Origin of the sequence: Flavobacterium sp. LAR06, from assembly GCF_041946075.1 — a bacterium.
Classification (GTDB): Bacteria; Bacteroidota; Bacteroidia; order Flavobacteriales; family Flavobacteriaceae; genus Flavobacterium.
In genome coordinates this window covers 13,555-26,348 of the sequence record NZ_JAUTYT010000011.1, presented here as the reverse complement: position 1 = coordinate 26,348, position 12,794 = coordinate 13,555, and the positions used below count along the sequence as shown (strand labels likewise).

The following is a 12,794-nucleotide window of genomic DNA, read 5'->3' as shown; positions in this document are numbered from 1 at the left end:
ATATTATAATATATTTAACAGTGCATCTTGTTTAACGATAAGTAAAGGTACTTAAACATTCCTTACCTTTAAGGCAAATTCTAAATTTAAATGAAATGGCTACTAAAAAGAAGATAATCAATAAAGAAGATATCGTTTCAATGTACATGAATGAAGTTTTAGAAAAGGGGCAAAAACCAAAATCAGTTTATCATTTTGCAAAAGAAAATGATTTTACAGAAACGGAATTTTATGCTTTTTTTGGAACACTAGAAGGCTTAGAAAAAGAGATATTCAGACTCTTTTTAGTCAATACAGTTGATTTGCTGCATAAAAATTCGGATTATCAGGAATATGATATGAAGAATAAAATGTTGAGTTTTTATTTCACATTCTTCGAGATTCTGACAGCGAACAGAAGTTATGTTCTACAATCATTAAAACTAGATAGAAATCCATTAAAAAATTTAGTACAACTGACTTCCCTTCGTGAATCATTCAAAGAATATGTTGCTGAAATCCTGACAGACGATTATAGATTGGAACAGGAGAAATTTCAAAAATTTCAGGAAAAAGGAATTCAGGAAAGTGCATGGCTGCAATTGATGATGACCATAAAATTCTGGATGGATGATGATTCTGCCGCTTTTGAGAAAACAGATATTTTTATCGAAAAGTCCGTTAATGCATCATTCGAACTTATGAATGTAGCGCCATTAAATCATTTGATAGATTTTGGAAAATTTCTGTTCAAAGAAAAAATATACAGCAAACAATGAAAACAATCGATTATATACCAACATCAAAAATAGAAAGAGCTGGAAAACTGGTGCAAACCGGAGCTAAAATAGGTGTAAACTATGTTAAGCATTATGCCGAAAAAATGGTTAATCCAGACCTAACCCGAGACAAATTAAACGAAAATAATGCCGAAGATATTTACGACGGATTAAAAAGCCTGAAAGGAAGTGCGTTGAAAGTCGCTCAAATGTTAAGTATGGACAAGAACTTTTTGCCTCAGGCTTATGTCGAGAAATTTTCATTATCGCAGTTTTCTGTTCCGCCACTTTCGGCACCATTGGTTTTAAAAACATTTAAAACGAATTTCGGAAAAACGCCTTATGAAATCTTTGATGAATTCAATGCTAATTCGGTCAATGCGGCAAGTATTGGTCAGGTGCATTTGGCTAAGAAAAATGATAAAAAACTGGCAGTTAAAATTCAGTATCCTGGCGTTGCTAATAGTATTTCTTCAGATTTGGCTTTGGTGAAACCTATTGCGATCAGAATGTTTAATTTGCAAGGGAAAGATTCTGATAAATATTTTAAAGAAGTTGAAGACAAACTGATTGAAGAAACCAATTATTTATTAGAATTAAAACAAAGTCAGGAAGTTGTTGAAGCCTGCAGTAAAATTGAAAATATAATCTTTCCGAATTATTATCCGGAGTTCTCATCAGAGAAAATCATTACGATGGACTGGATGACGGGAATTCACCTTTCTGAGTTTACGGCTAAAAATACAAATCAGGAAGTAGGAGATAAATTGGGTCAGGCACTTTGGGATTTCTACATGTATCAAATTCATGTTTTGAAAAAAGTGCATGCAGATCCGCATCCCGGGAACTTTTTAGTGAACGAGCAAAATCAGTTAATTGCTTTGGATTTTGGTTGTATGAAACAAATTCCTGAAGATTTTTATGTGCCGTATTTTGAGTTAATCAACAAAAATGTAATTACAGATCCAGCACTTTTCAATCAGAAATTATTTGAATTAGAAATTCTTCGTCAAGATGATACACCTTCAGAAATAGAATATTTCACAGAGATGTTTCATGATTTGTTGTCACTTTTTACAAAACCGTTTAAAGATGAGACCTTCGATTTTGCCGATGAAAGCTTTTTCGAAAGCATTGCTAAATTAGGCGAACGTTTCTCAAATGATACTGCCCTCAAAAAAATGAACGGAAATCGCGGTTCTAAGCACTTTATTTATATGAATCGAACTTTCTTTGGTTTGTATAATTTAATGTTTGATTTGAAAGCGAAAATTGTGGTGACGAATTATTTGAAATATTAAAAGATAGTTTTTTTGTTTCAGGTTTCAAGTTGACAAGATTGCGTTATAATCTCTTTGCGACCTTTGCGTAGAATTATTGCGAACCTTGCGGTTAAACCTGAAACAAAAAAAACTTATTTCAAAATTCCTGCTTTATAAGTTGCAATCGCCCGATCCCTCGCAAAAGCGTGATCAATCATTGGTTCATTATATCCCAAATCAAATTCCGGAATCCATTTACGAATGTAGATTCCTTTTTCGTCAAATTTCTTTTGTTGAATTTCGGGATTGAAAACTCTGAAGTAAGGTGCTGCATCGCAACCTGTTCCAGCGGCCCATTGCCAGTTTCCAACATTGGAGGCCAATTCGAAATCTAATAACTTCTCAGCAAAATAAGCTTCGCCCCATTGCCAGTTGATGAGTAAATGTTTGCATAAAAAACTGGCGACAACCATGCGAACGCGGTTGTGCATGTAACCGGTTTCATTCAGTTGACGGATTCCTGCATCGACCATTGGGTAGCCTGTTGTTCCGGAACACCAGCGCTTAAAATCATCTTCGTTATTACTCCATTGAATACCATCATAAGCCGATTTGAAATTATGATTAACACAATTCGGAAAATTAAATAAGATCTGAATAAAAAATTCTCTCCAGATTAATTCGCTCAAAAAAGTTTGATTTTTTCGGTTTGCCCAATTTACTAATTTGCGAATGCTTACAGTTCCAAAACGCAAATGTGGTGAAAGATAAGAAGTACTGTCTAAAGCTGGAAAATCTCTGGTTTCTTTGTAATTGGCAATTTGTGTTAAGTTATGCTGAAGGACTTTTATTGTGCTTCTTTCAAAACCTATTTCGCTTAATTCTGGAAATATAAATTGATTTTTTGCAAAATTATCGAATAGTGATTCTGAATTATATTCTGATACTCCACCTGAAAGATGGTATTTCTCGAGCCATTTATTTTTGTACGGAGTGTAAACAGTATAGGGAAGACCGTCTGCTTTTGTTATTTCTTTTTCTTCAAAAATCACGTGATCTTTGAATGAAAAAGTTTTAATCTGATTTTCTTTCAGTAAAGAAGAAATGGCTGAATCACGTTTAATGGCAAAAGGCTCATAATCTTTATTAAAGAAAACCTGTTGAATATCATATTCTTCTAAAAGTGATTGCCAGACTTCACTAGTTTTCCCTTTTCTGATTAAAATAGAAGAAGAAATTGTCTGAAGCTGTTCGTTTATTTTTTGAAGCGAATCGTAAATAAAACTTACCCGCGCATCATTTTTAGGAAGGCTCTCCAAAATATCATCATCAAAAATAAATAATGGAATTACAGGAAAGTCTGATTGTAGCGCATGAAATAATCCGGTATTATCTTCTAAACGCAAATCACGTCTAAACCAGAAAAAGGTAACTTTTTGTTTTGCCATTTTAATCTTTAGTGAAAAATATGTTTCGTGTGTTTAATATTAATCGATTTGATTTTCAACTAGTACTTTTGAATTGAATAGTTCTTCGATTTTATTATGGCGATAATCAAAAATCGTTTTCAGTTTACTTTTTACAACCAGTTTATTCATTATTCGGCCCAAGAATCCTAATGGCAGGGCATAATGTACGATGTCAGTCATTTTTGTTCCGTCTTCTGTTGGTTCAAAAAAATGTTTATGGTGCCATAAGGCGTAAGGTCCAAAACGCTGTTCGTCTATAAAATATTGATTTTCTTTTGAAACGATGATGATCGTAACCCAATTAATTTTAATGCCTAAAAGAGGTTTTAAAGTATAGGTAATAATCTGGCCGGGATACATACGTTTACCGTCAAAATCCTGAATTTCAAAACTCATATTATCAAGTGTTATGGTTTGAAGATTTTTTGGGCTGGAGAAAAAATCCCAGCATTCTTCGACACTTGCATTTACATGTTGAATGGTTTCTATTTTGTATACTTTCATAAAATCAATTTACATTTTGTAATATTTAAAAGGAACAAATAACATTCCGAAACATTCTCCTTCTTCTTTTCCTAAATGTTTATGGTGAATTTTATGTGCTTTTCGTAACCCGATGAGATACTTGTTTTTAGTGTTTTTAAACCATTTAAAACGCTGATGAATCAAAACATCATGAATTAAAAAATAGCAAACCCCATATAAAGTTACGCCACAGGCAATGAAAAACAAATAATTAAATCCGCCCTGAACGCCAAAATAAAAAAGAACAATACTCGGAATGGCAAAAATGACAAAGAAAATATCATTTCGTTCAAAAGCGTGATCGTATTTTGGTTGATGATGGTCTGCGTGAAAGTACCACATTAATCCGTGCATTACATATTTATGCGTAAGCCAGGTAACGCATTCCATGAACAGAAAAACACCTAAAAAGATTAAGGAAGAAATCATTTTTTTATTTGTTGAAATATTAAAGTTGCAATTAAAATGACTGAAATTTTAACCTGAAAATATAAAAGATTGACTCTATAAATTATCAGACTAATTTTAGCTTGTAAGTTACAAAAGATTGGGCTAAAAGTCCCGCTTTTGTGTAATTTGAAACCCTTATTCGCGAATTTCCAATTTCATAATAAGGCGTATTTTTTAGTTTCTGAAGTAGCTTTTTGTAATAAATGTAAGCTGTATAAACGCCAAATTTTGCTTCCATTGGAAGTTTTATAATTCCCTGATAGGCAATTCTAAAATCTTCTTCGATTTCTTTGATGATTGCCGTTTTAGCATTTTCATCAAAAGATTTTAAATCGACACCGGGAAAATAATTTCGGTTTAAAACTAAGTTATCGTCTTTTAAATCCCTGAGAAAATTGACTTTCTGAAAAGCAGAGCCCAATCGCATCGCTTCGTATTTTAGTTGCTCGTATTTTTGATTGTTTCCTTTGACAAAAATCTTTAAACACATTAAGCCAACAACATCGGCAGAACCATAAATGTAATCTTCGTATTCGGTTTGCGTATTATAAGTTGATTTTATCAAGTCTAGCTTCATGCTTTTAAGAAATGCCTGTACTAAATCATCCGTTATATTATATTGTTTCACGGTATGTTGAAACGAGTTTAAAATAGGGTTGAGGCTAATACCCATTTCCATGGCTTTGTAGTGTTCTTTCTCAAAATCATTGATGAGGTTTTCTTTGTCATAATCATGAAAAGAATCGACAATTTCATCGGCGAAACGAACAAAACCGTAAATGCTGTAAATGCCATCTCTAATACTAGGTGAAAGCATTTTTACGGCAAGCGAAAAAGAAGTACTGTAGCTTTGGGTAACCAATTTGCTGCACTTTATAGAAACGGTGTCAAATAATGATTTCATCTTTTTACGATCTTAGAGATTGGTGAATTAATTCAGCTACTAATTTTCCCGAGATTAAGGCTGGTGGAACCCCTGGACCAGGAACGGTTAATTGTCCTGTAAAATATAAATTACGAACTTTTTTACTTTTTAGTTTTGGCCTTAAAAATGCAGTTTGTAATAATGTATTGGCCATTCCGTATGCATTTCCTTTGTAAGCATTGTAATCTGTTACAAAATCATTTTTGCAGAAGGATCTTCTAAATATAATATTGTTTTTAATTTTTTGCTGCGTAAGTTGTTCAAAACGAGTGATTATTTTTTCAAAATACAATTCGCGAAGTTCCTCAGTATCTGTGATTCCCGGTGCTAACGGAATTAAAAAGAACCCGCTTTCCATTCCGTTTGGTGCTGTAGACGCATCTGTTTTTGATGGGAAGTTGGCGTAGAACAAGGGAGCTTCAGGCCATTTTGGGTTGTCATAAATATCGGCTGCATGCTGATTAAAATCAACATCAAAAAATAAAGCGTGATGTGTAATGTTCTCTATTTTTTTATTGAAACCAACAAAAAATAATAGGGAAGAAGGTGCAAAAACACGATTTTCCCAATATTTTTCTGAATAACTGCGATGTACTTCGTCGAGTAAGGTTTCGGTATGTTGATAATCAGCACCACTTAAAATGATATCCGCTTTTATGGTTTTTCCGTTAATTATGATTCCGGTTGCGGTTTTGTTTTCTACTATAATTTTTTCAATTGCTACATTCGTTTCAATCGTAACTCCTAGTTCAGTTGCTAGTTTCTCGATGCCACGAACGACGTCAAACATTCCGGTTTTAGGATGCCAGGTTCCTAAACCAAAATCGGCATAATTCATAAAATTATAAAACGATGGTGTTTTGGTTGGTTTTGCACCTAGGAATAAAACGGGGAATTCGAGAATCTGAATTAATCGCTCGTTTTTAAATTTCTTCCGAATATCAGTACTTACATTGCCAAAAAACTGATTTAGTTTTAATGCAGTTTGTGGCGTGATTAATTCTAAAGGAGAAACTCCCGGGCGATAAACCAAATCTTTAATTGCAATATCATAATTGCTTTTGGCCTGATTGATAAAAGTTTGTAGTTCTGATCCGCTCCCTTTTTCAATGGCTTCAAAAGTGGTTTTTATTGCTTCAAGATTATCATAAATATTGATGAAGTCATTTATTCCAAAATAAACACGGTACGCCGGATTTAGTTTGATGAGTTCATAATAATCGTCTGTTTTTTTGTTGAAATCACTGAAGAATTTTTCAAAAACATCTGGCATCCAGTACCAGCTTGGTCCCATGTCAAAAGTAAAACCGTCTTTTTTGAATTGTCGTGCGCGACCGCCAATCGATTCGTTTTTTTCATAAATAGTTACCTTGTTGCCTTGTTGTGCCAGGTAACAAGAAGCGGCTAACGAAGAGAAGCCAGAACCTAATATTGTGATAGTTTTTGTCATTTGTTTAACAAATATACAAAAACTTTAAACAAAATAATTATATTCTTTCCAGAGTCTCGTCCATAGAGTAGAAAAGTTTTATTCTTTCTGGTAAAACGGTGTCATCAATGTGTTCTATCATACTACCCATAAGCCAGATTTCATTGTTTTTCTCCAGTAATTTTTGCCCCATTGTTTTTACATATTGATTAATTACGCTACGATCAGGCTGTACGGTCATGAAAGAGACAAACGTAATGTTCTCAAAATATCGGGTAAGATCCTGAAGGTTTTCAATAGGCATACTTTCTCCTAAATAAATGCATTTGTATCCTTTTAAGAGAATTTCATATTGTATGTACAATAGCCCGAGTTGGTGAATTTCATTTAGGGGTAACGAAAGAACAAAAACACGATCTGTTTTCGCCGGTTTTAAGATTTGGAGACTCTCGGTATAAATTAAAATCTTTTGTTTGATCAAATGAGATATAAAATGTTCGTTTGCCGGACTAATAGTTTCAGATTGCCATAGTAATCCCAGTTCTTTTAATAAAGGAAGAAAATGGTCTTTGAATACTTCGCTAAAAGTTTTTTCTGAAATAAGCCAGTCAAATGTTGTAAAGAATAATTCCTGATCAAAATTCATCATTGCCATCTTAAAGGATGTTATGGCGTAATTTTGAGAATTCTTCTTTGAAATGATTTCACGAACCAGGTGTGGAATTTTTTCCTCCGGGTATGTCGCTATTTTAGATATTTTATATCCGTACTCGTGTAATAGCGTTATGTTTAATAGTTTTTGTAAATTATGTACATTATAAAGTCTGATATTGGTATCAGTTCTCATGGGTTCAAGAATGTTATATCTTTTCTCCCAAATACGAATGGTATGCGCTTTTATTCCTGATAAATTTTCAAGGTCTTTTATGCTAAAAACGGTCTTTATGTTGTTTATCATTATTGCTATTTTGGATGAACAAAAATAGAATAAAATCTGAGATTACATTTAAAACCTGATTAAAATGATAGATTATGAGAAGTTTGTAGTATCATACTGATTTAATTTGTCTAAATACAAGATTGTTTTGGAGCTATCTTTACTTCTGTTGTACATGGTAACGAATTTTGCGCCATAAATAACTTCGCTAAAAGTATAGGAAGTTCTGGCTGCCACGGTGTTACTGAACATGTCATCGAATGTGGTAATAAAAACTAAAATTTCGCCATGAATTTTTTTGAAATCTTCTTCGGTAAAATTATATAGCGGACTGTTTTCTGTTATGGGATGTACTAAGGTCCAGCTTAAAGATAATGCGTTGATGCTGTCAAGTTCTAAATCTAAGGTGTAAAATTTGTTTGTTCGTTCGCCATTTTCTTCAATGCTCATTCCGAGAGTTACTTTTGCTTTTGCATCTGTAAAATTGGTATTTTTAAAAGGTACCAGACGAATCATTAAGCCTTTGCCTTCACCATATGGTGCAATTAGGGCATTGTGTGAGAATTTTAGAAAAGCAGTTGGTTTACTGAATCTTCCAAAGAACAAACCTGTTGCAATAGCAAAACTTAATAAACCAATTAAAGCTTCTGCCGCAGATAACGCACTGGTTAAAAAACCACTCGGACTAATGTGCCCATACCCTACGGTTGTGAAAGTTTGTGCGCTAAAAAAATAGGCTTGTCCAAATTGTATTAACGCACTTTGTGTTGGCGCAATTCCATCGAGATGCTCAATTCCGATTCCGTAATAAAGCAAGGCAAAAACAAAATTGATGGCAATATAAAAACTGAATAAAATAAGCATAAATTTCCAGTTAGGCATGTCGATCATGGTGTGGTACCAACTAATGCGACGGAGGATGTTCATTCCTCTTTTTTCGATATTTGGGGTTCCGTTTTTGTTTACAAATCTACCGCCGTAACTGTTTGCATTGGTCCCGAATCCTGAATTTTTATCGGTTTGTGCCTGGTTGTTTATTTTTTTAAGAAGTGCCATTCAAGGTTAGTTTAAAGAGCAAATGTAACGATATCTTTTATATGAAAAGGCTATGGTGTTAAACAGAAAAGCAATCAATAAAAAGTAGCTTTTATTGATTGCTTTTTGATTTTGCCAACTTTTTTTGTTTATCTACAAAACGTTGCTTTGTTTTTTTTGGCGCTCTGACTTCCTAATTCAATAGCTTTAGCGAAATCTTTGCAGCAATTCTTTTTATCTCCAATTTTATTATATGCCAAACCTCTTAAGTTGTAAGCTACATAATCTTTTGGATTTAACTCGAGTGATGAAGAACAATCTGCAATGGTTTCTTTAAAGTTCATTAATTTGTAATTGACATTGGCTCTTCCTGTATAAGCATCAGTATTCATATCATTTAACTCTAGTGTTTTGTTAAAATCGGCAAGAGCTCCTTTTAAATCATTGAGATTGTATTTTGCCACACCTCTGTTTTGATACGCTTCGACAAATTTAGGATCCATGTTGATTGCTTTTGTGTAATCGGCGATGGCGCCTTTTGTGTTGCCGGCTTCGGCTTTTTTCATGGCTTTGTCAAAATAAGCCGTTGAAGATTGTGCCCAGGTTGAGCAGCTGATCATAATAAATGATACAAGTAATAATTTTTTCATAAACCAATTTGGGATTAGTTAGTAGGTTAATTTATTCTGAAACGAATTTATGAAAGTTTTATTTGTAGGGGAAATTCTTTTGTGAAATAATCGTAATTAAATTTAAAAGATTATTTTTTCTCTGTTCCCAGTAAATATAGAATCACTCCCGGTCCAGGTTTTACTCTGTGAATCTGCCAATTATAAGTTTCTGAATTGTGTAGATCTTTTACAAGATCTTTCATTTCTTCAACTGAATAGGTTCTTAAGGAAGAAACAATTCCATCCCATAAAACAAATAGTGGGACAATCGGAATGAGATAAGTAAAAATAATTCGGCCGATTTTAAATGGTCTGATGAATGGCGTAGTTAATAAAACGCTGAGCGGAGAAAATACCATTGTCAGAATACTTGGAAAGCTTCTTTCCTGAGCTTCGAAAATAGCAATTGGCGCCTTTGAATTTATTGCATTTTGAAGAATTTGTTTGGCATCGTTTGGCCTGAAATGATGAAAGGAAAGAAACTGTGTTCGGAGCCCTTTTAGTTCTAAAGGAACATTTCGTGCATCAACCGGTTTGCTGTAGAATTCAAAATTATCCGATTGCTTTTTTGTGTATTCAAAAGCTGGAATATTGGGGTAAAAATCAGTTAGGATGATTTTTAGGTCCGGAATTGCTTTTTTAAGTTCCTGGTTTAACCAAATCAATCCGCCGCCGCCGCCCGAGCCAAGATCAATTATTGTGTTAGTGTTTTTTGATTTTAGTACATCTTCTATTAATGGTGCAATAGGTTTGTACATTCCGGTTTTGTTGGAAAGAAACTGTAGAAAGTCTGTCCCGTAGTTCCTTAAAAAATCAGGAAACCATTTTTGATCTTCAAATTCGAATAAGTGTATTCTTCCCATAAATATTATTTTTTTAATAGTACGAATGGTTAATTGAAAGGGAAATTTACAAAATATATTTCAAAATGTCTTATGAAAATGAGTCCCTAGCCCTGATGGGAGGGAAAATCCTTTTGTGCCGGGGTTCGGCTCAAAAGAGTACTTCACATTATACTTATTTTTAATCGGAGTTCAGTGAACTTCGTTTGGAAGGGACAGCAGGAAATAGCTGCTAAAAAAAAACTAAACTTTTAAACAACCACGAAAACCTCTTGCTGCATAATAAGATTCAGCACCATTATGATACACGAAAGTTCTGCCATAACGGTAATCAGAAAATAAAGCGCCGCCTAGTTTACGGACCTGCGGAGTTGTAGCAATCCAGCTTGATGTTTTGGTGTCAAAATTCCCTAATTCCTGTAAATTTCTGTATTGTTCTTCGGTCAGGAGTTCGATGCCCATTTCTTCGGCCATATCGATGGCGCTGTTTTTAGGTTTGTGTTCTTTTCTAGAATCCAGTGCTTTGCGGTCGTAACAAAGACTTCGTCGTCCTTTTGGGCTCTCGGCCACGCAATCGAAAAAAATGTATTCATTTGAGTTTTTGTCATAGCCTACGACATCTGGTTCGCCGTCGGTTTTTTCCATTTCAAGAAGGGACCAGAGTTTTGTTGGATTTGCTTCTAATTTCTCCTGAACTTTATTCCATTCAATATCGTTGTGACGTGTTTTATTTTTTTCAAAACGCGTTTTCAGGATGCTGATGATTTCTTCCTGATGTTCTGGTGATAATTTATTTTTGCTCATGATGTTTTATTTGTGTGGTTATTTTTGTCTGCGAACCATTTCGTTAATCCAGATGGGTGCGAAAGGGGATGTACAGCCTTTAGAAGTTGGGTAATCTCTATAAATTCCTAATTTTTCTCCAATAGCAAGAGCGCGCTCACGATACTCCGTATGATTAATTCCGATTTGTGCCAAAGTGCTATTCATTGTCCATTGTACTTCAGGAGCTGCTGTTGGCATCTCTTTTTCTATTCGGTCAAGAAGAGCTGGTATGTCGACTAATTCAGGAATACGTGTTACGCAACCGCTGGTAAGGCTCCAGCCAGCACGTGCTTGCATAACATCAGCTGTATGCATCCATTTTTGGCGTAATGTTTCTTTGTCTGCGTATTCTTTTATGACATACGAATAAAACCAATCGGCAATGTGAGTGAATTTTTCTGATGAAACTATTTTGGCAATTTCGTCGTTGGAAAGCTTTTTTGGATCGATAATTAAAGCTGCTAAAAAGCGAGCTTCAACGTTTCCGGTATCCCAAAGTTCAAGTGCCAATTCGTGATTGGTTTTTAACTTTTTCGCGATGTTTCGTATGTCGCCCATTTTAACACCAAACTGATTATCTCCTGCACCACGTTTCTTATTTTGGGCACGCATTTTTTCATCGCCTAATGCCTCAAGTTGTGCTAAAATTTCTTTTGACTTCATTTTGATTTCGTTTTGTATTGTAAAGATAATTAATCGTTTAATCCTTTTCCATCAAGAATTTGTGGAATAGCTTTCTCTACTCTTGCTTCGCGGGTTTGGGCTTGTTTTGGCTGAGAAAAATGCAATAAATAACCTCTTTGACGTCCTGGAGTTAAGGCTTCGAAAGCTTCTTTTAATTCAGAATCTTCGTCTAACTTCTTTTGAAATTCATCAGAAACCGGAAATTCTGAGGTCTTTTTTAATTCGACCTTTAAACCTGCTTTTTCTATTTCGATCGCTTCGTAGATGTAAGCTTTTAAAATGTTTTTTTGCTCGACAATTTCTTTAAGATTCGTAAATCTGATTTGTCTCGCTGCCTGAACATTCTCAGATTGCTGAATCAATATTTCTTCCGTATCTTTTAATAAAGCGCCTTTAAAAAATAAAAAGGCGCAATATTCTTTAAAGTCGTGTATTAAAACAATATTCTTTTTTTGGTACGTATAACAGGGAGTGCCCCATTTTAGTTCTTCTGTCAATTGACAATCAAGCGCAATCTTTCTTAGTTGTTCCAATTCTTCCTGCCACTTTTTGTCTTTAAAATAAAAATCAACTTTAGGATTCATGCTGTTTGTTTTATAGGTTAAACTGAAATTGTTTTTCTATCCGCAGGTCTAAAATACCACGATAGTACAGTTAAAACAAGTAGTAAAGTTGGGCCAAAATAAGCAATGGCTTCGTCGCCTTTGGCAAAGTGTGATATAATCGCACCCGACATAGCGAAGAAGAAACCTGCGTATGCCCATTCTTTTAGTAACGGTAATTTCGGAATTAGTATTGCGATAACGCCTAGTAATTTCCAAACCCCTAGTATAACCAGAAAGTAAAGTGGATAGCCTAAATGCGCCATCATATCCACTTCTTCTTTAATTTGTAATATCTGCACGATTCCCGTTGCAGTCATTCCTAATGCCAGCCATAGTGTGGCAACCCAGTATATAATTTTGTTTCTTTTTGTCATGAT

At 34.3% G+C, this 12,794-nt stretch carries 15 protein-coding genes; 2 read left to right on the top strand and 13 right to left on the bottom strand.

Features of this window, described 5'->3' with window-relative positions; translation table 11 throughout:
* Nucleotides 1-95: 95 nt before the first annotated feature.
* Together Q7C23_RS16015 and Q7C23_RS16010 are read left to right on the top strand one after the other, a co-directional pair.
* Complete coding sequence (locus Q7C23_RS16015) at nucleotides 96-758, top strand: TetR family transcriptional regulator C-terminal domain-containing protein (RefSeq protein WP_375033481.1); 663 nt, start codon at nucleotides 96-98, stop codon at nucleotides 756-758.
* A complete protein-coding gene (locus Q7C23_RS16010; protein WP_375033480.1) occupies nucleotides 755-2,059 on the top strand; it encodes an ABC1 kinase family protein in 1,305 nt (434 codons plus the stop codon). The genes Q7C23_RS16015 and Q7C23_RS16010 overlap by 4 nt, the downstream gene beginning before the upstream one ends.
* A 113-nt stretch (nucleotides 2,060-2,172) precedes the next feature.
* Here the strand turns inward: Q7C23_RS16010 and Q7C23_RS16005 are convergent, their stop codons facing one another.
* The 13 genes from Q7C23_RS16005 to Q7C23_RS15945 all read right to left on the bottom strand — a co-directional run bounded on the left by Q7C23_RS16005 (nucleotide 2,173) and on the right by Q7C23_RS15945 (nucleotide 12,791).
* Complete coding sequence (locus Q7C23_RS16005; RefSeq protein ID WP_375033479.1) at nucleotides 2,173-3,468, bottom strand: cryptochrome/photolyase family protein; 1,296 nt, start codon at nucleotides 3,466-3,468, stop codon at nucleotides 2,173-2,175.
* 39 nt (nucleotides 3,469-3,507) lie between these two features.
* Nucleotides 3,508-3,993 (bottom strand): hypothetical protein, encoded by a 486-nt coding sequence (locus Q7C23_RS16000; protein WP_375033478.1) that lies wholly within the window; start codon nucleotides 3,991-3,993, stop codon nucleotides 3,508-3,510.
* A 9-nt stretch (nucleotides 3,994-4,002) separates the two neighbouring features.
* Complete coding sequence (locus Q7C23_RS15995; protein WP_375033477.1) at nucleotides 4,003-4,443, bottom strand: carotene hydroxylase; 441 nt, start codon at nucleotides 4,441-4,443, stop codon at nucleotides 4,003-4,005.
* A gap of 85 nt (nucleotides 4,444-4,528) precedes the next feature.
* The gene (locus Q7C23_RS15990) at nucleotides 4,529-5,368 is read right to left on the bottom strand and encodes a phytoene/squalene synthase family protein (RefSeq protein WP_375033476.1); all 840 of its coding nucleotides are present in this window, start codon (nucleotides 5,366-5,368) and stop codon (nucleotides 4,529-4,531) included.
* 4 nt (nucleotides 5,369-5,372) lie between these two features.
* Nucleotides 5,373-6,839: a phytoene desaturase family protein gene (locus Q7C23_RS15985; protein WP_375033475.1), complete on the bottom strand. Its 1,467-nt coding sequence runs from the start codon at nucleotides 6,837-6,839 to the stop codon at nucleotides 5,373-5,375.
* 37 nt (nucleotides 6,840-6,876) lie between these two features.
* On the bottom strand, nucleotides 6,877-7,776 hold the full coding sequence (locus Q7C23_RS15980) for a MerR family transcriptional regulator (protein ID WP_375033474.1): 900 nt from the start codon (nucleotides 7,774-7,776) through the stop codon (nucleotides 6,877-6,879).
* A gap of 72 nt (nucleotides 7,777-7,848) precedes the next feature.
* Nucleotides 7,849-8,811 carry an ion channel gene (locus tag Q7C23_RS15975; protein ID WP_375033473.1) on the bottom strand — a complete coding sequence of 321 codons (963 nt, stop codon included), beginning with the start codon at nucleotides 8,809-8,811 and terminating at the stop codon, nucleotides 7,849-7,851.
* Nucleotides 8,812-8,939: 128 nt separating this feature from the next.
* The gene (locus Q7C23_RS15970) at nucleotides 8,940-9,440 is read right to left on the bottom strand and encodes a tetratricopeptide repeat protein (protein ID WP_375033472.1); all 501 of its coding nucleotides are present in this window, start codon (nucleotides 9,438-9,440) and stop codon (nucleotides 8,940-8,942) included.
* Nucleotides 9,441-9,550: 110 nt separating this feature from the next.
* On the bottom strand, nucleotides 9,551-10,324 hold the full coding sequence (locus tag Q7C23_RS15965) for a hypothetical protein (RefSeq protein WP_375033471.1): 774 nt from the start codon (nucleotides 10,322-10,324) through the stop codon (nucleotides 9,551-9,553).
* Between the two features lie 222 nt (nucleotides 10,325-10,546).
* Nucleotides 10,547-11,107, bottom strand: coding sequence for a DUF4256 domain-containing protein (locus Q7C23_RS15960; protein ID WP_375033470.1), 561 nt, complete (start codon nucleotides 11,105-11,107; stop codon nucleotides 10,547-10,549).
* 18 nt (nucleotides 11,108-11,125) lie between these two features.
* Complete coding sequence (locus Q7C23_RS15955) at nucleotides 11,126-11,791, bottom strand: DNA alkylation repair protein (protein WP_375033469.1); 666 nt, start codon at nucleotides 11,789-11,791, stop codon at nucleotides 11,126-11,128.
* Nucleotides 11,792-11,820: 29 nt separating this feature from the next.
* Nucleotides 11,821-12,396, bottom strand: a complete 576-nt coding sequence (locus Q7C23_RS15950) for a YdeI family protein (protein ID WP_375033468.1) — start codon at nucleotides 12,394-12,396, stop codon at nucleotides 11,821-11,823.
* Between the two features lie 17 nt (nucleotides 12,397-12,413).
* Nucleotides 12,414-12,791, bottom strand: coding sequence for a DoxX family protein (locus Q7C23_RS15945; protein WP_375033467.1), 378 nt, complete (start codon nucleotides 12,789-12,791; stop codon nucleotides 12,414-12,416).
* Between the last annotated feature and the right edge of the window lie 3 nt (nucleotides 12,792-12,794).

What these genes read in the sequence shown, in the direction of transcription:
- Q7C23_RS16015 (WP_375033481.1), top strand. Translation starts at nt 96, where the DNA reads ATGGCTACTAAAAAGAAGATAATCAATAAAGAAGATATCGTTTCAATG.
- Q7C23_RS16010 (WP_375033480.1), top strand. Translation starts at nt 755, where the DNA reads ATGAAAACAATCGATTATATACCAACATCAAAAATAGAAAGAGCTGGA.
- Q7C23_RS16005 (WP_375033479.1), bottom strand. Translation starts at nt 3,468, where the DNA reads ATGGCAAAACAAAAAGTTACCTTTTTCTGGTTTAGACGTGATTTGCGT.
- Q7C23_RS16000 (WP_375033478.1), bottom strand. Translation starts at nt 3,993, where the DNA reads ATGAAAGTATACAAAATAGAAACCATTCAACATGTAAATGCAAGTGTC.
- Q7C23_RS15995 (WP_375033477.1), bottom strand. Translation starts at nt 4,443, where the DNA reads ATGATTTCTTCCTTAATCTTTTTAGGTGTTTTTCTGTTCATGGAATGC.
- Q7C23_RS15990 (WP_375033476.1), bottom strand. Translation starts at nt 5,368, where the DNA reads ATGAAATCATTATTTGACACCGTTTCTATAAAGTGCAGCAAATTGGTT.
- Q7C23_RS15985 (WP_375033475.1), bottom strand. Translation starts at nt 6,839, where the DNA reads ATGACAAAAACTATCACAATATTAGGTTCTGGCTTCTCTTCGTTAGCC.
- Q7C23_RS15980 (WP_375033474.1), bottom strand. Translation starts at nt 7,776, where the DNA reads ATGATAAACAACATAAAGACCGTTTTTAGCATAAAAGACCTTGAAAAT.
- Q7C23_RS15975 (WP_375033473.1), bottom strand. Translation starts at nt 8,811, where the DNA reads ATGGCACTTCTTAAAAAAATAAACAACCAGGCACAAACCGATAAAAAT.
- Q7C23_RS15970 (WP_375033472.1), bottom strand. Translation starts at nt 9,440, where the DNA reads ATGAAAAAATTATTACTTGTATCATTTATTATGATCAGCTGCTCAACC.
- Q7C23_RS15965 (WP_375033471.1), bottom strand. Translation starts at nt 10,324, where the DNA reads ATGGGAAGAATACACTTATTCGAATTTGAAGATCAAAAATGGTTTCCT.
- Q7C23_RS15960 (WP_375033470.1), bottom strand. Translation starts at nt 11,107, where the DNA reads ATGAGCAAAAATAAATTATCACCAGAACATCAGGAAGAAATCATCAGC.
- Q7C23_RS15955 (WP_375033469.1), bottom strand. Translation starts at nt 11,791, where the DNA reads ATGAAGTCAAAAGAAATTTTAGCACAACTTGAGGCATTAGGCGATGAA.
- Q7C23_RS15950 (WP_375033468.1), bottom strand. Translation starts at nt 12,396, where the DNA reads ATGAATCCTAAAGTTGATTTTTATTTTAAAGACAAAAAGTGGCAGGAA.
- Q7C23_RS15945 (WP_375033467.1), bottom strand. Translation starts at nt 12,791, where the DNA reads ATGACAAAAAGAAACAAAATTATATACTGGGTTGCCACACTATGGCTG.